This is a genomic window from Limnohabitans sp. 2KL-1 (assembly GCF_003063435.1).
Classification (GTDB): domain Bacteria; phylum Pseudomonadota; class Gammaproteobacteria; order Burkholderiales; family Burkholderiaceae_C; genus Limnohabitans_A.
Window position 1 is genome coordinate 753557 of record NZ_NESL01000001.1, and the last position, 22705, is coordinate 776261.

The 22705-nt window shown below is 61.5% G+C and carries 24 protein-coding genes and 1 pseudogene; 17 read left to right on the forward strand and 8 right to left on the reverse strand.

What is annotated here, in order from left to right:
- Positions 1-2 precede the first annotated feature (2 nt).
- The 9 genes and pseudogenes from B9Z47_RS03500 (at position 3) to B9Z47_RS03535 (ending at position 7517) form a co-directional block, all read left to right on the forward strand.
- The gene (locus tag B9Z47_RS03500; protein WP_108329810.1) at positions 3-983 is read left to right on the forward strand and encodes a dihydrodipicolinate synthase family protein; all 981 of its coding nucleotides are present in this window, start codon (positions 3-5) and stop codon (positions 981-983) included.
- Positions 984-1055: 72 nt separating this feature from the next.
- Entirely contained in the window at positions 1056-1553 is a 498-nt protein-coding gene (locus B9Z47_RS03505; RefSeq protein WP_108330073.1) for a (2Fe-2S)-binding protein, read from the forward strand.
- Positions 1550-2389: pseudogene (locus B9Z47_RS19160) on the forward strand (xanthine dehydrogenase family protein subunit M); the annotation flags it as partial. The gene B9Z47_RS03505 and the pseudogene B9Z47_RS19160, both read left to right, overlap by 4 nt.
- A complete protein-coding gene (locus B9Z47_RS19165; protein WP_369911706.1) occupies positions 2381-3073 on the forward strand; it encodes a CoxG family protein in 693 nt (230 codons plus the stop codon). The pseudogene B9Z47_RS19160 and the gene B9Z47_RS19165, both read left to right, overlap by 9 nt.
- 7 nt (positions 3074-3080) lie before the next feature.
- Positions 3081-3683 carry a 3-hydroxyanthranilate 3,4-dioxygenase gene (locus B9Z47_RS03515; protein ID WP_108329811.1) on the forward strand — a complete coding sequence of 201 codons (603 nt, stop codon included), beginning with the start codon at positions 3081-3083 and terminating at the stop codon, positions 3681-3683.
- Entirely contained in the window at positions 3683-4507 is an 825-nt protein-coding gene (locus tag B9Z47_RS03520) for an aspartate dehydrogenase (protein WP_108329812.1), read from the forward strand. Before B9Z47_RS03515 ends, B9Z47_RS03520 begins: the two co-directional genes overlap by 1 nt.
- An 11-nt stretch (positions 4508-4518) precedes the next feature.
- Positions 4519-5499, forward strand: coding sequence for a tripartite tricarboxylate transporter substrate binding protein (locus B9Z47_RS03525; RefSeq protein WP_108329813.1), 981 nt, complete (start codon positions 4519-4521; stop codon positions 5497-5499).
- A 67-nt stretch (positions 5500-5566) separates the two neighbouring features.
- Positions 5567-6481 carry a LysR family transcriptional regulator gene (locus B9Z47_RS03530; protein ID WP_108329814.1) on the forward strand — a complete coding sequence of 305 codons (915 nt, stop codon included), beginning with the start codon at positions 5567-5569 and terminating at the stop codon, positions 6479-6481.
- Positions 6482-6527: 46 nt separating this feature from the next.
- Entirely contained in the window at positions 6528-7517 is a 990-nt protein-coding gene (locus tag B9Z47_RS03535; protein WP_108329815.1) for a tripartite tricarboxylate transporter substrate binding protein, read from the forward strand.
- 67 nt (positions 7518-7584) lie between these two features.
- On the opposite strand, the gene B9Z47_RS03540 is transcribed toward B9Z47_RS03535, so the two are convergent.
- Together B9Z47_RS03540 and B9Z47_RS03545 are read right to left on the reverse strand one after the other, a co-directional pair.
- Complete coding sequence (locus B9Z47_RS03540) at positions 7585-8445, reverse strand: VOC family protein (RefSeq protein WP_108329816.1); 861 nt, start codon at positions 8443-8445, stop codon at positions 7585-7587.
- A 119-nt stretch (positions 8446-8564) separates the two neighbouring features.
- Positions 8565-9845: a DUF4113 domain-containing protein gene (locus B9Z47_RS03545; RefSeq protein WP_108329817.1), complete on the reverse strand. Its 1281-nt coding sequence runs from the start codon at positions 9843-9845 to the stop codon at positions 8565-8567.
- A 158-nt stretch (positions 9846-10003) separates the two neighbouring features.
- On the opposite strand from B9Z47_RS03545, the gene B9Z47_RS03550 reads away from it, so the two are divergent.
- The 6 genes from B9Z47_RS03550 (at position 10004) to B9Z47_RS03575 (ending at position 14013) form a co-directional block, all read left to right on the forward strand.
- Positions 10004-10552: a cysteine hydrolase family protein gene (locus tag B9Z47_RS03550; RefSeq protein ID WP_108329818.1), complete on the forward strand. Its 549-nt coding sequence runs from the start codon at positions 10004-10006 to the stop codon at positions 10550-10552.
- 90 nt (positions 10553-10642) lie between these two features.
- Positions 10643-11086 (forward strand): membrane protein insertion efficiency factor YidD, encoded by a 444-nt coding sequence (gene yidD / locus B9Z47_RS19170; RefSeq protein ID WP_108329819.1) that lies wholly within the window; start codon positions 10643-10645, stop codon positions 11084-11086.
- 111 nt (positions 11087-11197) lie between these two features.
- Complete coding sequence (locus B9Z47_RS03560; RefSeq protein WP_108329820.1) at positions 11198-11596, forward strand: cupin domain-containing protein; 399 nt, start codon at positions 11198-11200, stop codon at positions 11594-11596.
- Positions 11597-11600: 4 nt separating this feature from the next.
- The gene (locus B9Z47_RS03565; protein ID WP_108329821.1) at positions 11601-12557 is read left to right on the forward strand and encodes a putative transporter; all 957 of its coding nucleotides are present in this window, start codon (positions 11601-11603) and stop codon (positions 12555-12557) included.
- 31 nt (positions 12558-12588) lie between these two features.
- The gene (locus B9Z47_RS03570) at positions 12589-13032 is read left to right on the forward strand and encodes an SRPBCC family protein (RefSeq protein WP_108329822.1); all 444 of its coding nucleotides are present in this window, start codon (positions 12589-12591) and stop codon (positions 13030-13032) included.
- Positions 13033-13260: 228 nt separating this feature from the next.
- A complete protein-coding gene (locus B9Z47_RS03575; RefSeq protein ID WP_146185749.1) occupies positions 13261-14013 on the forward strand; it encodes a hypothetical protein in 753 nt (250 codons plus the stop codon).
- A gap of 46 nt (positions 14014-14059) precedes the next feature.
- Here the strand turns inward: B9Z47_RS03575 and B9Z47_RS03580 are convergent, their stop codons facing one another.
- From B9Z47_RS03580 to B9Z47_RS03595, 4 genes are all read right to left on the reverse strand, one after another.
- Complete coding sequence (locus B9Z47_RS03580) at positions 14060-15745, reverse strand: SulP family inorganic anion transporter (RefSeq protein WP_108329824.1); 1686 nt, start codon at positions 15743-15745, stop codon at positions 14060-14062.
- A 23-nt stretch (positions 15746-15768) separates the two neighbouring features.
- Positions 15769-17103 (reverse strand): sulfatase, encoded by a 1335-nt coding sequence (locus B9Z47_RS03585; protein WP_108329825.1) that lies wholly within the window; start codon positions 17101-17103, stop codon positions 15769-15771.
- Positions 17104-17107: 4 nt separating this feature from the next.
- Positions 17108-18082 carry a tripartite tricarboxylate transporter substrate binding protein gene (locus B9Z47_RS03590; protein ID WP_108330074.1) on the reverse strand — a complete coding sequence of 325 codons (975 nt, stop codon included), beginning with the start codon at positions 18080-18082 and terminating at the stop codon, positions 17108-17110.
- Positions 18083-18179: 97 nt separating this feature from the next.
- Positions 18180-19178, reverse strand: coding sequence for a tripartite tricarboxylate transporter substrate binding protein (locus B9Z47_RS03595; RefSeq protein ID WP_233253629.1), 999 nt, complete (start codon positions 19176-19178; stop codon positions 18180-18182).
- Between the two features lie 114 nt (positions 19179-19292).
- Here B9Z47_RS03595 and B9Z47_RS03600 point away from each other — a divergent pair, with 114 nt between their 5' ends.
- On the forward strand, positions 19293-19817 hold the full coding sequence (locus B9Z47_RS03600) for a MarR family winged helix-turn-helix transcriptional regulator (RefSeq protein WP_108329826.1): 525 nt from the start codon (positions 19293-19295) through the stop codon (positions 19815-19817).
- A 44-nt stretch (positions 19818-19861) separates the two neighbouring features.
- Positions 19862-20320, forward strand: coding sequence for a thermonuclease family protein (locus B9Z47_RS03605; RefSeq protein ID WP_233253630.1), 459 nt, complete (start codon positions 19862-19864; stop codon positions 20318-20320).
- Between the two features lie 153 nt (positions 20321-20473).
- Here B9Z47_RS03605 and B9Z47_RS03610 read toward each other — a convergent pair whose 3' ends face one another.
- Positions 20474-21229: a molybdopterin-synthase adenylyltransferase MoeB gene (locus tag B9Z47_RS03610; protein WP_108329827.1), complete on the reverse strand. Its 756-nt coding sequence runs from the start codon at positions 21227-21229 to the stop codon at positions 20474-20476.
- 24 nt (positions 21230-21253) lie between these two features.
- On the reverse strand, positions 21254-22702 hold the full coding sequence (locus tag B9Z47_RS03615; RefSeq protein ID WP_108329828.1) for a S41 family peptidase: 1449 nt from the start codon (positions 22700-22702) through the stop codon (positions 21254-21256).
- Between the last annotated feature and the right edge of the window lie 3 nt (positions 22703-22705).

Below are 22705 nucleotides of genomic sequence, written 5' to 3' on the forward strand. Positions count from 1 at the left end.
CCATGGATTACAAAAAATCAGAAGCCAAGGAATACGCCCGCGAACACCTGGTCGGCGTTTGGGCCGCCAACCTGACCCCGTTTGACGACGACCTGCGCATCGACGAAAAAGCCTACCGCGCAAACCTGGACCACTGGATCAAGGACCTTCAGCTGGGCGGTTTGTTCATTGCGGGCAAGCAGGCCGAGTTCTTTTCCATGTCGATTCCCGAGCGCAAGCGCTTGATGGAATTGTCGGTTGAGGCCGCTCAGGCGGCAGGCGACCGGGGTGGCATTGGCCGCTGCGGCATCATCACCTCGTGCTCGGACACCAACCTCGATGTGGTGCTGGACCTGGCCCAGCACTCGCAAAACATCGGTGCCGACTACGTGATCGTGCACAGCCCGGTGCTGCACTTTGGCGCGGACACCGACGAGACCATTTACGAGTACTACCGCCACCTGTCGGACAAACTCGACATCGGCCTGGCCATGTGGAACCACCCCGATTGCGGCTACACCATGAGCCCCGAGCTGTGCGCCCGCATTGCCGAGTTGCCCAACGTGGTGGCCATCAAGTACAGCACCGACCGCGCCAATTACAAGCGCCTGACCGAGATGGTCGGTGACAAGATCCACGTCAGCAACCCCGATGAACACGACTGGCTGGACAACATCATCGAGCTGGGCTGGAAACTGTACCTGTGCTCCACCCCGCCGTTCTTGCTGCAGACCAAGGTTGACCAGCGCATGAACGAATACACCCGCCTGGCCTTTGCCGGCCAACACGCCGAGGCGCGCCAAGTGCGTGACAGCCTGGAGCCTGTGCGCCAGGCCCTGCGCGAGAGCAAGCCCAAAGGCAAGCCGCAAGCCCACGGCAAGGCCTGGCAAGACTTGCTGGGTCAGCACGGCGGCAAGGTGCGTCGGCCTTTGCTGAACATGACCGAAGCCGAACTGGAAGCCACCCGCCAGGCCTTCGAGCGTTCCGGTTTGCGCCTGGCCTGAGGAACAGCGCATGCAGTCCGCCCGTCTGAACAAACGACCCGGCACCGCGCTGTGCGTGGCGAGGGTGCGCCCATGAGCCGTCCCATCCAGTTGCAGGTCAATGGCCAGTTGCATGCGCTGCAGCTTGAACCGCAAACCTTGCTGATCGATGGCCTGCGCGATGCGCTGGGCTTGCGTGGCACGCACCAAGGCTGCGACACGGCCCAATGCGGTGCCTGCACGGTGCAGGTCGACGGCCGGGCGGTCAAGTCGTGCAATGTGCTGGCCTTGCAGGTGCAAGGCCGTGCGGTGCGCACTGTTGAAGGGCTGGCCGAAGCGCCTGACCAGCTGCACCCCATGCAGCAGGCCTTCAGCCAGCACCACGCCTTGCAGTGCGGCTTTTGCACGCCGGGTTTTTTGATGCGGGCTGTGGCCTTGGCCGATGAACCCCAAGCAGCGCAAGACCCCATCGATCCACAGTGGGTGCGCCAGGCCATCGGTGGCAATTTGTGCCGTTGCACAGGTTATGAAGGCATCGTGAAGGCCGTCTGCGAAGGCTTGGTGGCAATGCGCCAGGCAGGCACGTCATGAACCGCTTTGATTTTTTCCGCCCCGCCACACTGGACAGCGCACTGGCACTGATCCAGCCGTCTGCGCCACAAAATCCGGACGACGATGGCGGCACTGTCTGGCTGGCCGGAGGGCAATCCTTGCTGGCGGCCATGAAGCTGGGCATGGCCAGCCCGACCGCTCTGGTGGACTTGCAGGACGTGCCCGGCCTGCGGGACATTCGCCTTGAACCCGGCCCCGATGGCCAGACCACCTTGTGGATCGGCGCCATGGCCACGCATGCCAGTGTGGCCGCCAGCGAAGTGGTTCGCAGCTTTGCGCCCGGTCTGGCCGCACTGGCCGGCCACATCGCCGATGCGCAGGTGCGCAACATGGGCACGATCGGTGGTTCGCTCGCGCACAACGACCCTGCCGCGTGCTGGCCTGCGGGCGTGTTGGCGGCCGGTGCCACGGTGGTGACCTCGGTGCGCGAGATCGAAGCCGATGCTTATTTTCAGGGCCTGTACACCACCGCGCTCACGGCGGGTGAGTTGATTTTGGGCGTGCGCTTTCCGCCCACCACGGGCATTCAATACATCAAGTTCGAGCAGCCTGCGTCGCGCTTTGCGCTGACCGGGGTGGCGGTGGCCAAGCTGGGCCAGCGCGTGCGTGTGGCGGTGACGGGCTTGGGTTTTGGTGTGGTGCGTTGGCCCCAGGCCGAGCAGGCTTTGTCGGCACAGTTTGATCTGGCGGCTTTGGAGACCTTGACTTCGGCATCTGCCCAGGCCGAGGGCTTGGAGGCGCTGGGCGACATGCACGCCACAGCCGCCTACCGTTGCCATCTGGCGCATGTGTTGTTGCGCCGCTGTGTGGCTGAACTTTCGGGCAGCCGCTTGCCGCCCAAGGCACCGCTGATGCGCCGCGCACAGCCCCAAGCCCTGTCAGCCACGTCTGGAACTGAGCCCTCGACAGGCCAATCCGCCGAAGCTGTTTCAGCGCCTGCGGCACGCGATGGCTTTGGCGGTCGCCAGCATTTGGCGGCCTCTGCTGCACGGGTCTGGCAAGCCATTCTCGACCCCGTTTTTCTTCAGCACAGCATTCCTGGCTGTGAGGCGCTGGTGCAGCGCAGCGCCGAGGCCTACGAAGCCACCGTCAAAGTGGGCTTGGGCCCGCTGTCGGTCCGCTTCAAGAGCGAGGTCACTTTGAGCAAGCTGCGCGCCCCCGAATCGCTGACCTTGGGCTTTGTCGGTCAGGCCGGTGCCTTGGGCAGCGGCCAGGGCACGGCCCAAGTGCGTTTTGAGCCCGCAGCCGATGGCGGCACCGTGTTGCATTGGTGGGTGCAGGTGCAGCTGGGTGGTCGTTTGGCTCAGTTTGGCAACCGGCTGGTGGAGGCCAGTGCGCGCCAGCTCAGCGAAGAGTTTTTCCGGCGCTTCAGCGCCTTGCTGCAGGCACCGGATGGCCAGACGCCGTCTGCAGCACCCGGTGCTGGCCATGCAGTGCGGACCCTACTGGCCCGTCTGCAAAGTTGGATTCAACGTTTTTTTTCCTTTCTCAGAAAGTGAGCCTGTCATGTCGTCTTCATCGCATCCCGTGTCTTATGACCACCACAGCCAGCCCCTGAATTTTCAGCAATGGCTCGACGCCAACCAGGCGCGCCTGCAGCCGCCCGTGGGCAACCAGCAGATCTGGAAAAACGCCGACCTGATCTGCACCGTGGTCGGCGGCCCGAACGAGCGCACCGATTTCCACGACGACCCTTATGAAGAGTACTTTCACCAGTTCAAGGGCAATGCCTCGCTGCTGATCGCTGATCGCGGCAAGTTCGAGCGCGTGGTGCTGCGCGAAGGCGATGTGTTCTTGTTGCCAGCCCATGTCCGCCACTCGCCCCAGCGCCCCGAGCCCGGCAGCCTGTGCACTGTGGTGGAGCGCAGCCGCCCGGTGGGCGCGCTGGACGCCTTCGAGTGGTATTGCGCGGGTTGCGGCGGTCTGGTGGTGCGCCGTGAATTGCAGTTGCAAAGCATCGTGGAAGACTTGCCCAAGGCCTACGCCGCTTTTTACGACTCCGACGCCGCAACGCGCACCTGTCCACATTGCGGTGAAGTGCACCCCGGCCGCGACTGGCGCAGCTGGCATGCGCGTTGTGCCACGCAGTTTCCGCAGACGGTGCGCTGATGCAGCAGCCCACCACACGCCACATCGCCATGGTCGGCTTCGGCGCGATCGGCCAGGCGCTGGCCAAGCAGCTGGGCACCGACAGCCGTCTGGTGCTGACCCAGGTGGTCGTGCCGCCATCGCCGTCTGAAGCCTTGCAAAGCGCTGCCGCCCAACTGGCCCCCCAGGCCCGCGTGTTGGCGGCCCTGGACTTGAGCCCCGGACAGCGCCCCGATCTGGTGGTGGAGTGCGCCGGGCACTCGGCCGTCGATGCGCACTTGGTGCCTGCACTGCAAGCGGGCGTTCCCTGCGTGATGGCTTCGGTCGGTGCCTTGCACGACCCGGCTTTGCTCAGCAGGTTGGAGTCGGCCGCCAGCCAAGGGAACTCACGGGTGCAATTGGTGTCGGGGGCCATCGGCGGCATTGACGCCTTGACCGCAGCCCGCCTGGGTGGGCTGGACGAGGTGACTTATGTGGGCCGCAAACCCCCCATGAGCTGGACGGGCACGCCCGCCGAAAAAGTGTGTGATCTGGCAAATCTGAGCAGCCCGCAAGTGATTTTCAGGGGCTCTGCACGCCAGGCGGCGCAAGACTTTCCCAAGAACGCCAATGTGGCCGCCACCGTTTCGCTGGCGGGCCTGGGCCTGGACCGCACGCAGGTCGAGCTGATCGCCGACCCCGGCGTGGCGCGCAATGTGCACACTGTGGTGGCACGCGGGGCCTTTGGCCGGATGGAATTGACGCTGGAAAACTTGCCGCTGGCCGACAACCCGAAAACCTCGGCACTCACCGTCTACAGCCTGGAACGCGCCGTGCGCAACGCGGCAGACCGCATCGTTTTTTAAAGGAGTCATCCATGAAATCCCCCTTGTTTCGATGGTTGTCATGCAGCCTGTGTGCCTTGTCCGCTCTCTGGATCACGGTGCCTGCTGCGGCACAAACGCCCGCCTATCCAGCCCGCATGGTCAAGATCGTCAACAACTTTCCTGCGGGCGGTCCATCTGACATCCTGGCCCGCACGATGGCCGAAGCGCTGCAAAGCGCACTCAAGCAAACCTTCATCGTGGACAACAAGGCCGGTGCGGGTGGCAATGTGGGTGTGGACATGGTGGCCAAAAGCCCCGCTGACGGCTACACCGTCTTGTTTGGCATTGACACGGCGTTCACTGTCAACCCCCACATTTACAAGAGCCTGCCGTTCAAGCCCACCGATCTGAAACCGGTCATGGTCATGGCTTCGTCCGGCCTGCTGGTGGGCAGCTTTCCGGGCACCCAGATCAAAACCCTGAAAGAGCTGGTGGCCGCAGGCAAAGCCAAGACGCTCAACTTCAGCAGCGGTGGCAACGGCAGCCCGGGCCATCTGGCGGTTGAAATTTTCACGGATGCTGCCAACATCAAAATCCAGCATGTGCCCTACAAAGGCAACAACCCGGCCGTGACCGCCATCCTCTCGGGTGAAGTGGATGCCGGTGTGCTGGCCACCCCCGGCATGCTGCCGCACGTCAAGGCAGGCAAGATCAACGCCCTGGCCGTCACCAGCCGTCAACGCTCCCGACTGACACCCGACGTGCCCACCGTGGCGGAACTGGGCCTCAAGGGGCTGGAGCTGGAGGTGCTGTATGTGGCCATGGTGCCCGCCGCCACGCCCGATGCGGTCGTTAACACCTTGCAAAAAGCCATGGCCGAAGCCTTCCAGCGGCCTGACATCCAGGCGCGACTGGCCAACTTGGACCTGTTTTACGAAGGCCTGACGGGCTCAGCGGCTCAGCAACGCATTGGCGATTTGTCCAGCCGTTACGCCCGCATTGCCAAAGCGACCGGCATGCAGCCTGAATAAAACAGCCGGAGACCCGGCCTGTGAATGCACTTGATCAGGCTCTGCGGATGGCCTGACAATCAACCGGATGCTGCACACCCACCTGACCTTGCGCCAACTGCGCGCGTTTTGTTTTGTCGCACAAGAGCAAAGCATGACGCGGGCGGCCGAAAAACTGTTCCTCACCACCTCGGCCCTGTCCATGCTGATCCGCAGCCTGGAGGAAGAACTGGGCCTTCGGCTTTTTGAGCGCACCACACGCCGTGTGATGCTGACCGACGCAGGCTCTGAATTGCTCCCCACCGCATTGCGCACGCTGGACCAGCTCGACAGCACGGTCAGATTGCTGCAGGCCACTCACCTCAAGCAAGGCGAGGTGCTCAAAATTGCCACCTCGCCCTTGCTGGCGGCCAGCCTCATGCCGACCGTCATTTCGCAATTCCGCCTGGAATTTCCCGGGGTGCGCGTCGAGTTGCTGGACGTGCCGGTGGCCGACGTGGCCGAAGCGGTCCGCTCAGGGCAAGCCGATATCGGCGTGTGCACATCCGGTCAGGAAAACCGTGACTTGAAATCCGAAGTCATTTTTCAGGATGCGCTGTGCGTGGCTTGTCCCGAAGGCCATGCGCTGGCGGCCATGGACAGTGTGGAGTGGTCCGATCTGGTGGAGTTTCCGCTGATCTTGCTCAAGCCGGGCACAGGCCTGCGCAATTTGCTGGAAAAACCCATGCAGCGCTGGGCAGGCCAATTGCGACTGGAATACGAAGTGGCCAACATCCACACAGCCTTGGGCCTCATCGGTGCGGGGCTGGGCGTGTCGGTGTTGCCCGCCTACAGCCTGGCCAGAGCAGACGTTCAGGGCATCGCGGCCAGACCCTTGACCAACCCCCAGGTCATCCGCGAAGTGGTCACTTTGTATGCACCTTCCAAACCATTGCCAAGTTCTGCTGAAGCCTTCTTGAACAGATTCAAAAAATTTGCCGCGCAAACCCCTATGCGCACTTGAAAGCAAAAAGCTAGATTACCTGTATCCCTTTTGATTGGAGATACGTATGAAGGCTCAATCCATCTCGCGCCGACACCTGACGGGTTTGTTGGCTTCCATGGCTTTGGTATTCGGTGCTCACGCACAAGCGCAGTCATGGCCGACCAAGCCGGTGCGCATCATCACGGCGGCATCGGCAGGCAGCGGCCCGGATGTGTCCCTGCGCATGATTGCCGAGCAACTGACCAAAAAGTGGGGCCAGTCCGTGGTGGTGGACAACCGCCCCGGCGGCAACGGGGTTGTGGCCATCAACGCCTTCCGGGGATCAGCGGCTGACGGGCATGACCTGGTTCACCTGGACAGCAGCATGCTGACCAGCAATGTGCATCTGTACAGCAAACTGCCTTACGACCCACAAAAAGATTTCGAGCCTATCCGTCCCACGCTGCAAACAGATTTCTTTGTGGTGGTGGGCAAAGACAGTGCCTACAAGACCATTGACGACGTTTTGGTGGATGCCCGCGCCAAGCCTGACAGCCTGAACTACGGCTCGTGGGGGCAGGGCAGCCCCGGCCACCTGGGCGCCTTACGCCTGCAGTCCACCACGGGCGCCAAGATGCAGCATGTGGCTTACAAGGAAATGCCACAGCTGTTTGCAGCCGTGGCCACTGGCGAGGTGCAGTGGGCTCTGGGCAGCATGGCCAGCGCTGGCCCGATGGAAAAATCGGGCCGTGTCCGATTCATCGGTGTGGGCGCTGCACAGGCCTCGCCTTACTACCCTTCTGCCCCCGGCATGGCGGGCTCTGCCACGGCCAAGGACTTTGTGGCCAATGCCTGGTTTGGTCTGTTTGCACCCAAGGGCAGTTCCAAAGCCTTGCGCGACAAAATTGCCGCCGATGTCACCCAGGCCATGGCAGCGCCCGAAGTGGCCGAACGCTACAAGACCCTGGGCTACAACCGCTTCGACATGAAGCCCGACGAGTTTGCCCAGTACATCCAGAAAGAAACCCAGATCTGGGGCAAGATCATCAACGAGGCGAAACTCAAGCTTGATTGACCATCGCTGTGCTGTGCACACACAACAAAGGCCCCAAGGGGCCTTTGTGTTTTTGAGGGGGGAGCCTTTATTCCTTGAACTCGGCAATGTCCGGCTTGGCACCCCAGACACAAAACGAGGAAGGGTGCATGGGAAACTGGCGTGGCCGGTAGCTGGCCGGGTCTTCGATGATCTTGCGATCGCTGTTGGAGTACTCGTAGACCATGCCGTCCGGGCCTTCGAAATAAACAAAGATGCCGCCCGAGGTGGCGTGTCGGCCAGGGCCAAAAACAATCTTGATGCCTTTGTCCTTTAAAAAATAATACGAGCGCATCACATCGTCGAAATCCTGCACCTGGTAGTTGATGTGCTGGATACCTTTGCGTGTGGACGGAAACAACGCCATCTGGTGGTGCCAGGGGTTCACGCGCATGAGAGGACAAGGGCCGATCCAGTCACTGACCATGGCATTGAAGTGCTGCAGCCAAAAAGCCTGGTCGCGCACGGGGTCGGTGGTGCACAGGCCCACATGCCCGAAGCCGGTCACGCCCGCGTCTCTGGCCGGGAAGTAACGCCGCGCTGAATCGTGGGGTCGCGCCAGCAGCTCGATGCGGTTGCCCGTGGGGCCCAGCAACCAGATGAAGCCCTGCACATGCCGATCGGCCGCCTCTTCGGCATTGCCCCGGCCGCAAGGCACGCTCTGCGCTTGCAGGTATTCGTAAGCAGCATCCAGGGCCTGCCAGGAGGTGAAGTTAAAGGCGATGATCTGCTCGGAAGGATCACCCAAGAAGTAGCACAAGGTGTGGTGTCTGTGATCGCTGCGCAGGTACAGGCGGTCTGCTGTGCGTTCGACCTTTTCAAGCCCCATGACCTGGGTGGCAAAGTGTTCTGCCGTGTCGAGATCCCGGGTGCCGATGCGGGCGTAATGGATGTCACGAAGTTCGATCATGCGGTCTCCAAGTGTGTGCAAACCAGCATATCGGCGGGCATGTTGGTGAACAAGCGCAAAACACTGCAGGCTTTTTCAATATTCCTGCACAGTGGGCGGCGACAAGCCTTGCGTACGGGTCAGCGCTCCGTGTCCAGATCAGGGATGCGGTTGAACGCGATGCGCATGGGCGCGGCATCCAGCGCGTGGTGCGCACTGGCAAAGTACACCGCGTTCTTGCCCTGTTTGCGGTTGAGCGCGTCCATGGCCGACATCAGGCGGGCTCGGTCGCGGTGGACCTCGTGGTTTTGTCTGGTTTGCCCAGCACGGGCGGAGGGGGCTTCTTCCAGCGCGTCAAACAAATCGGGCGTGTGCTGACTCGCCAGCACCAGGCCGCACAGCTGCACGCCCACCGCCTTGGGGCCTTGCAATTGGTGCAAGCCGCTGAACCACAACTGGTCCAGCGTGTGCAGCAAAAAGCCCGTGTCCTGTGTCTCGCCCACATGGACATAGCGCTCGCCCCCCGACTCGCGTTGCCAGCGGTGATCGCAGCGCACAAACACCTGCATGGCCGTGGCATAAAAGCCCTGCTTGCGCAGCCGCATGGCCGCCTTTTGCGTCAAGCGGTGCAGCACCTCGCGGGCACCTGCGGGGTGGCGCAAATCGGGCGGCAGCACATGCGAATGCCCCAGCGACCGTGCCACCGTGGCGCGTGGCCCGTACCAAACCCCGCGCAGCCTGTCGTACATGTCGTCGCCTGCCAGACCGCCCCAGGCCGTGTGCAGCAAATCACGCGGCGCGGCATACAGCTGCGCCATGGTCTCGATGCCGCAGCGCGACAGGCGCTCGCGCATGCGCGGCCCAATGCCTTGCAGGGCCGAGAGCTTGAGGGGAAACAGTCGCACGGGCAACTCATGCAGCTCGATCACCGTCAGGCCATCGGGCTTGTGCATGTCAGACGCCAGCTTGCCCAAGAGTGTGTTGGGCGCAATGCCAATGGAGGTGCGCATGCACTCGCCCACCTCGGCCAGCAGCGCGGCCTTGATCTGCTGGGCCAGCGCCACGGCGCGTTCGCGCTCGCGCCAGCGGCCCGTCAACTCGCATTCCATCTCGTCAATGCTGACCACCTGCCGCACCTGCGCCAGCCGGTCCACCACGGCCACGGCCTGCTGGTGCACCTCCACATATTTGGCGTGGTCTGCCAGCACCAGCGCAATGCCCGGGCACATGCGTTTGGCGTCAGACACCCGCGTCCCCGTCTTCACCCCAAAAGCCTTGGCCTCGTAACTGGCTGCAATGCAGCACGACGAATCAGCCATGACCGGCACCACCCCCACGGGCCGACCACGCAGGGCCGGATCGAGCTGTTGCTCCACCGAGGCGAAGTAGCTGTTGAAGTCGATGAAGAGAGAGCGGAGCATGGTTTAAATAACTGTATTTTTATACAGTATATTCTTAAGCATGTCTGATGCTTGGCGTTCAGCATCCAGCACGCATTAAAAATGCCCCAATCTCGGAGACCCTCAATGGTTTCAATCAACGAGGAGGAGTACCATTTAGCTCAAAAGAAAGGTCGTTCATGCACACCGCAGTTCTGGTCATCGACGTACAACAAGGCCTGTGCGAAGGCCCCGATGCCGCGCATGACTGCCCCGGCACGATCGCGCGCATCAACGTGGTCACGCATCGGGCACGCGCTGCGGGCGTGCCGGTGTTCTTCATTCAGCACGAGTCGAGCGCGGGCTATCTGGCGCATGACAGCCGTGAGTGGCAATTGGCGACAGGCTTGAAGGTGCAGGCCGGTGATCGGCGTATTCGCAAGACAACGCCTGACGCTTTCTTGCGCACAGACTTGCATGAGGCTTTGCAAACCCTGGGCGTTCAGGACTTGGTGGTTTGCGGCATGCATTCCGAGTTTTGCGTGGACACCACCATACGCAAGGCCCTGGCGCTGGGTTACCCGGTGGTGCTGGTGTCTGATGCACACACTTCGGCAGGCAATGCAGCCATCGGCCCGCAGCAAGTCATTGCGCACCACAACGTCACGCTGACCAACATCTCCAGCTTTGGCCCCAAGGTCACAGCCGTTGAGCACAACCAGGTTCGCTTTTGGGGTGACCGACGATGAAAACGGGAAGACCCGAAGAGATGAGGTCAGCCAGCGTTGTGCCCAAATCGGTGCGGCCCATGGCCTGAGAGGGAAGCGGGGATAAAAGTCATGCGCAACATACTTTTGGCGCTCATTCGTGGTTACCAGCGCTTCATTTCGCCACACAAGGGGTTTGTGTGCGCTTACCGCGTGTGCACGGGCAAAGCGAGTTGTTCGGCCTTGGGTTACCGCGTGGTGCGTCGGTTTGGTGTGTGGCGGGGCCTGGGCTTGATCCGACAGCGCACTCATCTTTGTGGTGTGGTGCATCGCCACCATGCGCAGCGAGTGCACCCCCGTTTGCACACCCAAGTGGGTGTCTGTGACGTCGGTTGCGATATTCCGATGGAGGGGGCTTGTCTTTGGCCGGATGCCCATGACCGATTCCCGTGTTCCATGCCCTCTGTGAAAAACTGTCCCTGCAGCATTTTTGATTTATTCAGTTGCGATGGCTTCCATCACAAGGACAAAAAGCCTGACCCCAAGAACAGCCAGCCATCCTCCGCCAAATCATGAGGCCTAGTCTGAGAAGGCCAGCTGGCACGCTTGACTGCATCGTCACAAGCAAGCCGTTACGATAGCCTGAACCCATTCAAGCCAGCACCGCTGGCCGCTCAGGAGTTGCAGATGACGACACAAGGTTTCGCAGTCACCCACGCCAAGAACGCGCAGTTCGAAAAAGGGCTGCGCTCGTTTTTTGAATACCGCGATTTGGGCATGAACGCGGCGACGGGCGGGCGCGTCACGGCCAGCGTGATCCGTGCTGCCGAGGGGGGTGCTTTTTCAAGCCAGCCGCATTTTCACAAGACGCAGTTTCAGCTGGTTTATGTGCTCAAGGGCTGGATCGAGTTCGAGTACGAAGGCCAAGGCTTGGTGCGGCTGGAGGCAGGTTCGTGCGTGCACCAGCCGCCTGAAATCCGCCACCGCGAACTGGGGCACAGCCACGATCTGGAGTTGCTGGAGGTGGTGCTGCCAGCTGACTTCGAGACCGTGACGGTGGACGACGTGAACCCGAAAGAGGCTTGAGCCGATGTTTCGCAGTTTCTTTCTCTCACGCCGTTGGGCCTTGTGGGCCTGGGGCGGTTTGCTGGTGTTGGTGGCGCTGGTGTTCATCACGGTGCAGCAGACCGTGAAGCTCAACACTTGGTATGGCGAGTTTTACGACCTGCTGCAAAAGCCCGAGCAGGCGGGCGGGTTGGACAAGTTCTGGGGTTTCATGCTGCAGTTTGCGTGGATCGCTTTCCCCTACATGCTGCTGCGCAGCCTGGAGACGTATCTGGCCTCGCACTACGCCTTTCGCTGGCGTCAGGCCATGACCGAGGTGTACCTGCCGCGCTGGCAGCGCACCGACGCGACGGTCGAGGGCGCTTCGCAGCGCATTCAGGAAGACTGCATGCGCTTTGCCCGCCAGACCGAAAACCTGGGGCTGGGTCTGGTGCGTGCGCTGCTCACACTGGCTTCGTTCATTCCGATTTTGTGGGCGCTGTCCAAAGGCATGGCGATTGCGTGGTTGCAGTTCGAGGGTTCGCTGTTTTGGGTGGCGTTGGTCACGGCGGTGGGCGGCACGGTGCTGTCGTGGTTTGTGGGCATTCGCCTGCCGGGGCTGGAGTACAACAACCAGAAGACCGAGGCTGCCCTGCGCAAGGATCTTGTGTACGCCGAAGACGACCGCAGCCGCATGGATTTACCCACGGTGATGGGCCTGTTTACCGGCGTGCGGTTGAACAACTTTCGCTTGTTCAACCACTACGCCTACTTTCACCTGTGGAGCAATTTCTACAGCCAGTCGATGGTGATTTTTCCCTACCTGCTGATGGGGCCGTCGCTCTTCACCGGGCTGATCACGCTGGGCGTGATCCAGCAGGTCAGCAATGCGTTTGGCAAAGTCAACGAGGCTTTTTCTTACCTGATCGAGCGCTGGACCGACATCACCGAACTGCGCTCGATTCACAAGCGCCTGACCGAGTTTGAAAAATCGCTGGCCTGAGGGCCACCATGAATTTTTAAAGGAGCCATTCATGCCACATACAGTCAAATTCCAGCGCGTTTTCCGTGCACCTGCCGAGCGTGTTTTTCGGGCCTTCATCGACCCGGACGCCATGTGCAAGTGGTTGCCACCGCACGGCTTTACCGGTCGCGTGCATGAGATGGACGCCCGGGTCGGTGGGCGTTACCGCATGTCGTTCACCCACCTTGGCAACGGGCAGTCACACAGTTTTGGCGGCACGTTTCTGGAATGGGTGCCGGGTGAACGTCTGAGCCACACCGACAGTTTTGACGATGCCAACTTGCCAGGAGAGATGGTGACCACCATCACCTTCAAGACCGTGTCGGTGGGCACCGAAGTGAACATCGAGCAAACGGGTATTCCCGATCCGATTCCGCCAGAGGCTTGCTGCCTGGGGTGGCAGGAGTCGCTGCAATTGCTGACCTTGTTGGTGGAGGCCGACATTCCAACTTGAAGCTGGCTCAGCCGGTCAAGGTGTCCGCCCAGGGACATTGGGCGGTATTTTCTGAGGGCCCGACCGAACCTACATCACAGCTGGCGGTCGATCGGCAAGTGCGGGGCGGTGTTTGACAAGGACGTTGGCTGCGTGAACGTGATGGGGCTGATTTGATGTCTTTGGTTTTCATTTTTGACCTGCATGGGTACACTTGAAGTCCGTTTCAACCTTCATGGCAATTCCCTCATGCAATCTGCTTTACGCATTCTTCTGTGCACGCCCATTGTTCATGGTTTGCAGCATGCCGTGCTCGGCGGTGTCCTGGGTCTGGCATTCACCGGGCCAGTGGTGGCACAAACCGATTGGCGTCCGGTTCAGGTGGCGAGGCCGATCACCGCGCCCTCGGAGACATCCATCCAGCCACCCGATGTCACTGCGGCCTCTGAACCCGCTGCGCCACAGCCCAAGCCGCAGGCCGTGGCTGAGGGCTGGTTGCAAATGTTCGGGGTGCGCCTGAGCACGGCCACGCGGGATGAGATGCGGCAGGCCATTCGCAAGCAAGGTTTGCCGGTCCTGCGTGAGGACGACGGGATCAGCGAGGATGTTTACGATGCCTTCAATTTGATGCCTGGCTTGCAGCAGTTGAAGTTCAGCTACACCCGGGAAGGGCAAAAGCTGGCCAGGGTGGACTATGCGTTCATGACTTTTTCAGACAACGCCCATGTGGAGGATGTGAAGATACGCATTGAGGGCCGTTTTGGACGCCCACTGCGTGTCACGGGGCGCGAAGAAAGTGGTCCCTACCATGTGATCTGGCGTTTGCCTGACCAGATGGAGATTTTTCTGGGACGTGAATGGCCCCAAAGAACCACTTACCTCAAGGTCTTCAATGTGCCTGTTTTGGGCCAAGCGGCGGCGGATTCAGAGCGTGAGGCCTTGGAGTCTCGGCAGGCCAGAATTCAAAACAACCATGCCTTGCCCATTTGGGTCAAAAATTGAACGCGTGTGGGGCCTCAGCGCTGTTCGGGCCAGGTTTGTACACGCCTCAGATGGCGGCGGCTGCAATGTCGTTGGGCGGTGGCACCAGTTGCGGCAGTGCCTGGAGGGTTTCTGCATCGGTGCGGTACATCTTGAGGTACGGCCCATCCGTCAGCTCACCTGCACGCCGCAAGGCGGTTTCCACCGGCAGCTTGATGCCGCTGATGTGCAAGGTGATGCCCCGGCTGGCCAGTTGGCGGTGCAGCTGACCGAAGGTCTCCACGCCAGTGGCGTCCACCCGGTTGATGGGTTGTGCAAACAGGCAGACATGACGTACCTCGGGATGTCCGGCCAAGTGTTCGGCGATGGCGCGGTCAAAGTCGCTGGCAGCGGCAAAATCCAACTCGGCGTCCATGCGCAGCGCATAGAGCTGGGGTGCTAGCGGGGGCAGTTTCCAAAGGTGCCGATCGCGCAGGCTGCCGTCGGGGTGCAGGCCCACTTCGATGATGCGCGGGTGCAACCGCGTATGCAAAAAGTGGCTCAGGCCCACCAGCACGCCGGTCATCACGCCCCAATAAATGCGCGGGGCGGTGGCCAATGTGATGGCAAAGGTCACACCGGCCGTGAATGTTTCCACACGGTCAATGCGCCAGAGTTTCAGAAATTGCCGGGGCTGGAACAAGTTGAGCACGGCCACGATGACGGCGGCCGCCATGACCGAGCGCGGCACGAACTGCAGCGCAGGCATGAGGATCAGCAAGGCCAGCAGCACAAAGCCGACGGACGCTACCACCGCCCAGCCTGAGCGCGCCCCTGCGTACAGCATGAGCGCCGAGCGCGAAAACGAGGTGCTGGTTGGGAAGCTGCCGGAGAACGCCGAGGCCAGTTTGGCCAGGCCTTGGCTGAAGAGTTCGGTGCTGTCGTCCCAGCGTTTGCCGTCGCGCTGGCACTCAATGCGGGCGCTGGAGGCGGTCTCCAGAAAGCTCACCAACGCAATCACCATGGCGGGCACCCACAGCTGGTTGAGCATCTCCAGGCCCGGCCAGTGCGGCCAGTAAAAGCCAGGCAATCCCGAGGGCAACAGACCCACAATGGCGCCGTGCTCGGCATAACCCGTGACATAACCCAGCGCCGAGGCTACCCCCATCACCAGCATGATGCCCGGCCAGCGGGGCTTGTATTTGCGCAGCAAGAGCAGCACGGTCAGGCTGCCCAGCCCAAACAGGGCAGGCCAGCCTGTGAGCCAGTCGGACCAGGTGCTCACGTCCCAACTCCAGGCTTTGACGCCCAGCAAGGCAGGCACTTGCGAGGCCATGATCAACAAGGATGCGGCTTGTGTGAAGCCCATCATCACCGGGGCGCTGACCAGGTTGATGAGCCAGCCGTAATGGCCCAGACCCAGCAGCAGCTGGATGCCTCCCGACAGCAGCGACAGCCACACAGCCAGCGAAACCCATTCGGCAGAGCCCGGCTCGGCCATGCCCGTGAGAGAGGCACCGATCAACACACAGGTGAGCGCTGCGGGACCCACCGACAAGCGGTTGGCGCTGCCAAACAGCACGGCCAGCAGGGCCGGGATCAGGCAGGCATAAAGCCCAGTGACCAGGGGCATGCCGGCCAGGCCGGCATAGGCCACGGCTTGCGGCACCATCACCAAGGCCACCGTCAAGCCGGCCAGCACCTCGGTGCGGGCCAGCGATGCGGTCAGGCGGGGCCAGTCTCGGAAGGTGAGGAATTTTTTTATATAAGCCATGCCCGATCTTAGCTGCGATGGCTTCAGCGTTGTGGCATGTCTTTGACAGAGTAGCCCAGGCTGACGGTCGCATCTTCAGGGATGGCAGGGACGGTGGCGTCCCAGGCCTCCCATGCAGCGCGCATCGCGTCCAAGCGCTCAGGCTCGCGCTTGGCGATGTTGGCGCGCTCGCGCTCGTCGGCCGGGATGTTGAACAAATAGTCGTTGCCGTCCACCCGCAGGTATTTGTAGTCGCCCATGCGCAGGGCGCGCTGGCCCCGGTGGTTCATGCGCCAGTAAAGGGGCCGCTCAAATTGGTGTTGGGCGTTGCGCAGCAGGGGGGCGAGCGACACGCCGTCAAACGGGTGGTCGGCATGAGCCTCTGCACCGGCCAGCTCCACCATCGTGGCCGACCAGTCCATGGTCATGCAGTGCTGGGCGGATGTGCCGCCCGGTGCGACGACAGCAGGCCAGTGCGCGATCCACGGCACGCGGATGCCGCCTTCGGTCAGGTCCATCTTGCCGCCCACCAGCGGCCAGTTGTCGCTGAAACGCTCGCCGCCGTTGTCGCTGGTGAAGACGATCAGGGTGTTGTCGAGCTGGCCGGTTTTTTTGAGCGCATCCACCACCCAGCCAATGCCCTCGTCCATGTGGTGGATCATGCGGTGGTAGGTGTGGATGTTGCCGCCGTGCAGGTGGAACAGGTTGTCCTTGACCTCTTGGGCCAGCGCATGGTCTTCGCGGGTTTCCCAGGGCCAGTGCGGTGCGGTGTAGTGCAGGCTCAAAAAGAATGGCGTGCCTTGCGCGGCGCCAGGCGCCATGCGGTTCACAAAGTCCACCGCCTTGTTGGAAAGCAGGTCGGTCAGGTAGCCGTCTTCGTGCTTTTCTTCTTCGTTGGTGTAGAGGTCGTGCGTGCCGTTGTTGCTGGCGTGGGTGAAGTAGTCCACGCCGCCCGACATGGGACCAAAGAACTCTTCGTAGCCCGACTTGATGGGGCTGAAGTGGGGCGGGTAGCCCAGGTGCCATTTGCCGATCAGGGCAGTGCGGTAGCCGCTGGCTTTGAGCAGGGACGGCAGCGTGGGGTGCTCGGGCGGCAGGCCCAGAACAGCGCTGCCTTTGCTTTTGCTGTTGATCGGTTCGTCGGCGCCGCCGCGCAGGCGGTACTGGTAGCGGGCGGTCATCAGCGCAAAGCGGGTGGGCGAGCACACGGGCGAGTTGGAATAGCCCTGCGTGAACTTGAGGCCGGCTGCGGCCAGTTGGTCGAGCACGGGCGAGACCTTGCCGAACTTTGCGTCGCGGCCACCGTAGCAGCCGAGGTCGGCAAAACCGAGGTCGTCGGCCACGATGAAGATGATGTTGGGGCGTAGGTTGTTGGTCATGGGTTTATTCGACTTTCATGCCGGTGGATTTGACCACCCGGCCGTAGCGTTGAGACTGGTCAGCCAGGCGTTTGACGGCGTCTGCGCCCGTCAGGCCTTCGTAAAACAAATCCATGCCGGTCAGCTGGGCCTGCGTGTCGGTGCGCTTCAAGGCGTTGGTGAAAGATTTTTGCAACAGCTGCACCACCGGCTCGGGCGTCGCGGCAGGCACCATGGCCACGTAGAGCACTTCGAGTTCCAAGTCCTTCAGGCCCAGTTCGGCCACGGTGGGGATTTCGGGTGCCGAGCGTGAACGCTGGCGGCTGGTCACGGCCAGTGCGGTGATCTTGCCCGTCTTCACATGGGGCAGCATGCCCGGTGTGGCCAGCACGCCTGCATCCACTTCGCCCGCCAGCACGGCGGTCACGGCTGGGGTGTTGCCTTTGTAGGGCACATGCTGGATCTTGATGTTCGAAGCGTCCATGAAAATTTCAGAAGCCAGATGGCCCGGGCTGCCGCTGCCCGCGCTGCTGAAGTTCAGGCCCTTGCCCTTGCCTTGGGCGATCAGGTCTTTGAGTGTTTTGAAGCCGGTGCTGGGGTGCGCCCCCACCAGCAAGCCCGAAGAGACCATGACCATGATGGGCCGCAGGTCTGTGGGCTTGAAGGCCATGTTTTTGTAGATGTAGGGGTTGACCGTGAAGGTGGTGTCGATGCCAAACAGCACGGTGTAACCATCGGCCGGGCTTTTGGCCACAAAGTCGGCCCCGATGTTGCCACCTGCGCCGGGTTTGTTTTCCACCACCACGGGTTGTTTGTATTGGGTGGTGATGGCTTCACCCACCGTGCGGGCCAGGTAGTCAGCCGGGCCACCCGCCGGAAAGTTGGTGATGAACTTCACCGGTTTTGCAGGATAGCTTTGGGCCCATGCAGGGACTGAGAGGGTGCAGGCGGTAATGCCCAGGCACAGCGCTGCGTGCCAAGGTGTGCGAGAAATTTTCATGAAGATTTTGTTTGTCAGTTTGTGATGCGCTGCAGCGCAGCCAACGGGCTGAAAGCAGCGTTGGGCCATGAATGGGGTGGCGCAAACCGTAGCCCGTTCAGTCCAGTTGCACGCCCGTGGCTTTGATGGGTTTTTCCCAGCGGGTCAGGTCGGCTTTTTGGGCTGCTGCCAGATCGGCTGAACTGGAGCCAATGGGCTCGTAACCGAGCTTGAGCATTTTGTCTTTCATGGCCGGGTCGCGAGCGATCTTCATCATCGCTTTTTCAAGGCGTGTGAGCGCATCGGCTTTCAGGCCGGCCGGACCGTACATGGCAAACCAGGCCGTGGCGTCCATGTTCACACCCGATTCTTTGAGCGTGGGTACTTCAGGCACCTGCGGGTCACGTTTGCTGCCGGTCACAGCGATGATGCGGACCTTGCCTGCACGGTGCATTTCGGCGGTTTCGGAAACCACGTCAAATTTGTAGCCGATGTGGCCGCCCAGCAGGGCGTTGTTGGCGGGCGAGCCGCCCTGGAAGGGCACATGGTTGAGGCTGATGCCGGCGGACTGCTCCATCAACACGCCCATGAAGTGCGGCAAGGTACCCGCTCCGGGCGTGCCATAACTGGCGTTGCCCGGATCGCTTTTGGCTTTGGCCACCATGTCGGTCACGTTTTTCACATTGCTGGCAGGGCCGGACACCACGCCAAACTGAAAACGTGCGATTTGCGAGACGGGTGTGAAATCTTTCACGGCGTCGTAGTCGAGCTTTTTGTAGACGTGAGGAAAGAGCACCATCGGGCCACTGGGCAGTACGATCACGGTTTGGCCATCGGGCTTGGCGGCTTTGACGGCGTTCAGCGCGATGCGCCCGCCTGCGCCGGGTTTGTTGTCCACGATGATGGGACCAAAGTCCTCGCGCAAGGCGTCAGCCACCAAACGGGCCAGCACATCGGCCGAGCCGCCGGGCGGGAATCCCACCATGATTTTCAGTGGCGGTTTGTCTTGTGCCTGAAGAGTGGGGGGCATCAGGGCCAATGTCAGGGCGGCCAAGCCGAGCGCGAGGCGTGCGATGCGATGGGGGCGGCTGTAGCGGAGGCGGTGAGTGAGGTGCATGAACATGTCCGAAAGGGGTTCAGGGGATTCTGTGTAGAAAAAATACCAATCGGGTCAGAATGTAGTGCCTTGACCGACAATTGATCTAATCAATCAACCCCCCGGAAAACCCTGATGACGCTGTCCCCCTCCCAACGTCTGGCATCGATTGACGACCTGCTTTTGTACCGGCTGGGTCGTTTGTCCAGTGTGGCTGGAGCCATGGTGGTGCGTTTGTGTGAGGGGGGGTACGGCATCACCCGGCGCGAATGGGCGGTGGTGGCGCAACTTTATGAAAACGGCAGTTTGCCGCCGTCTGCCCTGGCCGAACGGATGCACCGTGACCGTGCGCGCACATCGCGGACTTTGAGCGCCTTGGTGCAAAAGCAGCTGGTGCTGCGCACCATCCCCGCCAATGATCGGCGCAGTGCGCTGGTCTCGCTCACGCCCGCGGGCCAACAACTCTACGAAGCTTTGATGCCTCAGGTCCAAGTCATCAACAGCCAGATCTTGAGCGCATTGTTGCCCGGTGAGGTGGTGCTTTTTGACGAGGCTTTGGCGCGCTTACAAGCCTGTGCCCAGGCCTTGTGGGCCGAGAAGGGCCCTGATTTGCCCAAGGCGAATCGGCGTCAGGGTCAGCGTGGCAAGGACGGGGCGTGATGGTTTCATGGCGATGGTTGGGGTGGTTTGGGTTTTGCGCTTGCGTGTGGCCCTGGCCCGCGCAGGCTTCAGAGGTCTGGTTTGGCTGGGTGAGCTGGGTCATGGATGGCGACACGGTGGTGCTGGTTCGCCAGGGACAGCAAGAGCCGGTCAGGTTGCGCATTGAGGGCATGGACGCGCCCGAGACCTGTCAGCCTGGCGGTCAGGAGGCCCGTGAAGCCTTGATTCGTTTGGCGCTGCGCAAACCGGTTCAGGTGGTCGATCACGGCCAGGATTCGTACGGCAGACAGATTGGACGTTTGTCGGTGGACGGGGTGGATCTGGGGGCCGAGATGGTGCGTTCGGGCATGGCCTGGGCCTACAGTTTTCGCACGGGCAAAGGTCCTTACGCGGGGTTGCAGCGGCAGGCCCAAAAACAAAACAGGGGACTGTTTGCCGCACGAGATGCGGCCATGTCACCGGCTGTGTTCAGAAAATTCCATGGCAGTTGCCACGGAAGCTGACCCGCAGCGCGGCGGCATCTCCAGTTAGCCCTGTCTTTGTGGGTGCGCGCTTTGACGGCGGTCAGGCAAGGCTTTTGCAGCCGAGGTGGTTTTTGAGCGGAGCCCACCTCGACAAAAAGAACAGGTCCGAGGCCATCCTTTTGGGTGACGGCATCAGGGACGATGCGCCGCGCAAACGGGACAGCCTGGATGGCGTTGCATGCGGATGTCGGTCCAGGACAGTTCGCGGCCATCCAGCATGAGCAGACGCCCGGCCATGTGGCTGCCCATGCCACTCAAAATTTTCAGGGCTTCGGCCGCCTGCACGGTGCCGATGATGCCCACCAGCGGGGCAAACACGCCCATGGTGGCGCAGCGTGTTTCTTCGGGCAGTTGCGCGGGCGGGAAGATGCACGCGTAACAAGGCGCGTCGGCTTGCGTGCTGTCGAACACCGACACTTGGCCGTCCATGCGAATGGCCGCGCCCGAGACCAGCGGTTTGCGGTGGATCACGCAGGCCAAGTTCACGGCTTGGCGTGTTTCAAAGTTGTCGCAACAGTCGATCACCACGTCGGCTTGCGCAACCAAGGTGTCCAGCAGGGCGGCGTCGGCCCGCTGGGTCACCGCTGTCACTTTCGCGTCGGGGTTGATGTGTGCAATGGCGGTGCGCACCGATTCGGCTTTGTACTGGCCTACCCGGTCCAATGTGTGCGCAATCTGACGCTGCAAATTGGTGGCATCGACCTGGTCGTGGTCGACCACGGTGATGTGACCTACGCCTGCGCTGCCCAAGTACAGGCTGACCGGCGAACCCAAGCCACCTGCGCCAATGATCAGGGCGTGGGAGGCGAGCAGTCTTTCCTGGCCGTCAATGCCCAGTTCGTTGAGCAAAATGTGCCGCGAGTAGCGCAGCAGCTGAGCGTCATCCATGAAGTGAGTCGGTCCGTGGTGGCCTCAGTCTTTTTTCTCGACTTTGCGTTCTGCCAGGGTGGTGCTGGCTTTGACGGGCTGGCCCTTGAGCTGTTTGAGGGCTTGGGCCAGCTGGAAGTCCTTGTCCGAGCCGAATTCGGGCAGGCGTCGCTCTGCAGCCGGTTTTTTGGCTTCTTCCTCGAGCTTTTTCATGGCCTCTTCTCGTGCCTGCTCGCGGGCAGGGTCTGTTTTCTCTTCGGCTTCCTTGCCATTGGACAGGTGTTTTTGCAGGTCGGCTTCGCGGGTGCGCAGGGCAGCAAACACGTTGCCATTTTCGGTCTCGTCGAGCATCACCTCGGGGACGATGCCTTTGGCCTGTATGGCACGGCCGTTGGGGGTGTAGTAGCGTGCGGTGGTGATTTTCAAGGCGGTGTCAGGGCCCAGTTGGCGCACGGTTTGCACCGAGCCTTTGCCAAAGGTCTGACTGCCCATGAGGGTGGCGCGTTTGTAGTCCTGCAGTGCACCGGCCACGATTTCGCTGGCCGAAGCCGATCCTTCGTTGACCAGCACCACCAAGGGCACCTTTTTCAGGGCACCTCCGGTTGCCTGCGTCATGCGGGTGATGGGGTCATTGCCGCTGTTGCGACGCCAGAATTGGGGGGAGGCCTTGTAAGTGAACTTGCTTTCTTCGAGCTGGCCGTTGGTGGTCACCACTGTGACGTTTTCTGGCAGGAATGCTGCGGAAAGGGCCACAGCGGCGTCCAGCAGGCCACCTGGATCGTTGCGCAGATCAAGCACCAAGCCTTTGAGTTGTGGCTCCTGTTTGTACATGTCCTCGATCTTGCGGGCAAAGTCTTCCACCGTGCGTTCCTGGAACTGGGACACGCGTATCCAGCCATAACCGGGCTCGATCAACTTGGACTTGACCGACTGTGTCTTGATTTCTTCGCGGATGATGGTGACCGGGAAGGTGCGGTTTTCGTCCTTGCGGAAGATGGTGAGCAGGACCTTGGTTTTGGGCTCTCCGCGCATGCGCTTGACGGCGTCGTTCAGGGTCAGGCCCTTGACGGCGGTGCCGTCAATTTTGGTGATCAGGTCATTCGGTTTGAGCCCGGCCCGGTCCGCAGGCGAACCTTCGATGGGTGATACCACCTTCACCAGGCCGTCTTCCTGGCTGATCTCGATGCCCACGCCGACAAATTTGCCCGAGGTGCCCTCGGAAAATTCCTTGAAACTTTTCTTGTCGAAATACTGCGAGTGTGGGTCCAGGCTGGCCACCATGCCGGAGATGGCTTCGGTGATCAGCTTTTTCTCGTCCACGGGCTCTACATAATCGCTCTTGACCATGCCAAAAACGGCCGCCAGTTGCTGCAGCTCTTCAAGCGGCAAGGGCGCCATGTTGCCGCGGGCCACGGTTTGCAGCGACACGGTGGTCAGTGCGCCAGCCAGGGCGCCCACGCTGAGCCAGCCGACGATCTTGAGTTTGTGTCCCATTGT

Bases quoted from the DNA above. Each gene is read 5' to 3' on its own strand.
- B9Z47_RS03500 (WP_108329810.1), top strand. From the start codon at position 3: ATGGATTACAAAAAATCAGAAGCCAAGGAATACGCCCGCGAACACCTG.
- B9Z47_RS03505 (WP_108330073.1), top strand. From the start codon at position 1,056: ATGAGCCGTCCCATCCAGTTGCAGGTCAATGGCCAGTTGCATGCGCTG.
- B9Z47_RS03515 (WP_108329811.1), top strand. From the start codon at position 3,081: ATGTCGTCTTCATCGCATCCCGTGTCTTATGACCACCACAGCCAGCCC.
- B9Z47_RS03520 (WP_108329812.1), top strand. From the start codon at position 3,683: ATGCAGCAGCCCACCACACGCCACATCGCCATGGTCGGCTTCGGCGCG.
- B9Z47_RS03525 (WP_108329813.1), top strand. From the start codon at position 4,519: ATGAAATCCCCCTTGTTTCGATGGTTGTCATGCAGCCTGTGTGCCTTG.
- B9Z47_RS03530 (WP_108329814.1), top strand. From the start codon at position 5,567: ATGCTGCACACCCACCTGACCTTGCGCCAACTGCGCGCGTTTTGTTTT.
- B9Z47_RS03535 (WP_108329815.1), top strand. From the start codon at position 6,528: ATGAAGGCTCAATCCATCTCGCGCCGACACCTGACGGGTTTGTTGGCT.
- B9Z47_RS03540 (WP_108329816.1), bottom strand. From the start codon at position 8,445: ATGATCGAACTTCGTGACATCCATTACGCCCGCATCGGCACCCGGGAT.
- B9Z47_RS03545 (WP_108329817.1), bottom strand. From the start codon at position 9,845: ATGCTCCGCTCTCTCTTCATCGACTTCAACAGCTACTTCGCCTCGGTG.
- B9Z47_RS03550 (WP_108329818.1), top strand. From the start codon at position 10,004: ATGCACACCGCAGTTCTGGTCATCGACGTACAACAAGGCCTGTGCGAA.
- yidD (WP_108329819.1), top strand. From the start codon at position 10,643: ATGCGCAACATACTTTTGGCGCTCATTCGTGGTTACCAGCGCTTCATT.
- B9Z47_RS03560 (WP_108329820.1), top strand. From the start codon at position 11,198: ATGACGACACAAGGTTTCGCAGTCACCCACGCCAAGAACGCGCAGTTC.
- B9Z47_RS03565 (WP_108329821.1), top strand. From the start codon at position 11,601: ATGTTTCGCAGTTTCTTTCTCTCACGCCGTTGGGCCTTGTGGGCCTGG.
- B9Z47_RS03570 (WP_108329822.1), top strand. From the start codon at position 12,589: ATGCCACATACAGTCAAATTCCAGCGCGTTTTCCGTGCACCTGCCGAG.
- B9Z47_RS03575 (WP_146185749.1), top strand. From the start codon at position 13,261: ATGCAATCTGCTTTACGCATTCTTCTGTGCACGCCCATTGTTCATGGT.
- B9Z47_RS03580 (WP_108329824.1), bottom strand. From the start codon at position 15,745: ATGGCTTATATAAAAAAATTCCTCACCTTCCGAGACTGGCCCCGCCTG.
- B9Z47_RS03585 (WP_108329825.1), bottom strand. From the start codon at position 17,103: ATGACCAACAACCTACGCCCCAACATCATCTTCATCGTGGCCGACGAC.
- B9Z47_RS03590 (WP_108330074.1), bottom strand. From the start codon at position 18,082: ATGAAAATTTCTCGCACACCTTGGCACGCAGCGCTGTGCCTGGGCATT.
- B9Z47_RS03595 (WP_233253629.1), bottom strand. From the start codon at position 19,178: ATGCACCTCACTCACCGCCTCCGCTACAGCCGCCCCCATCGCATCGCA.
- B9Z47_RS03600 (WP_108329826.1), top strand. From the start codon at position 19,293: ATGACGCTGTCCCCCTCCCAACGTCTGGCATCGATTGACGACCTGCTT.
- B9Z47_RS03610 (WP_108329827.1), bottom strand. From the start codon at position 21,229: ATGGATGACGCTCAGCTGCTGCGCTACTCGCGGCACATTTTGCTCAAC.
- B9Z47_RS03615 (WP_108329828.1), bottom strand. From the start codon at position 22,702: ATGGGACACAAACTCAAGATCGTCGGCTGGCTCAGCGTGGGCGCCCTG.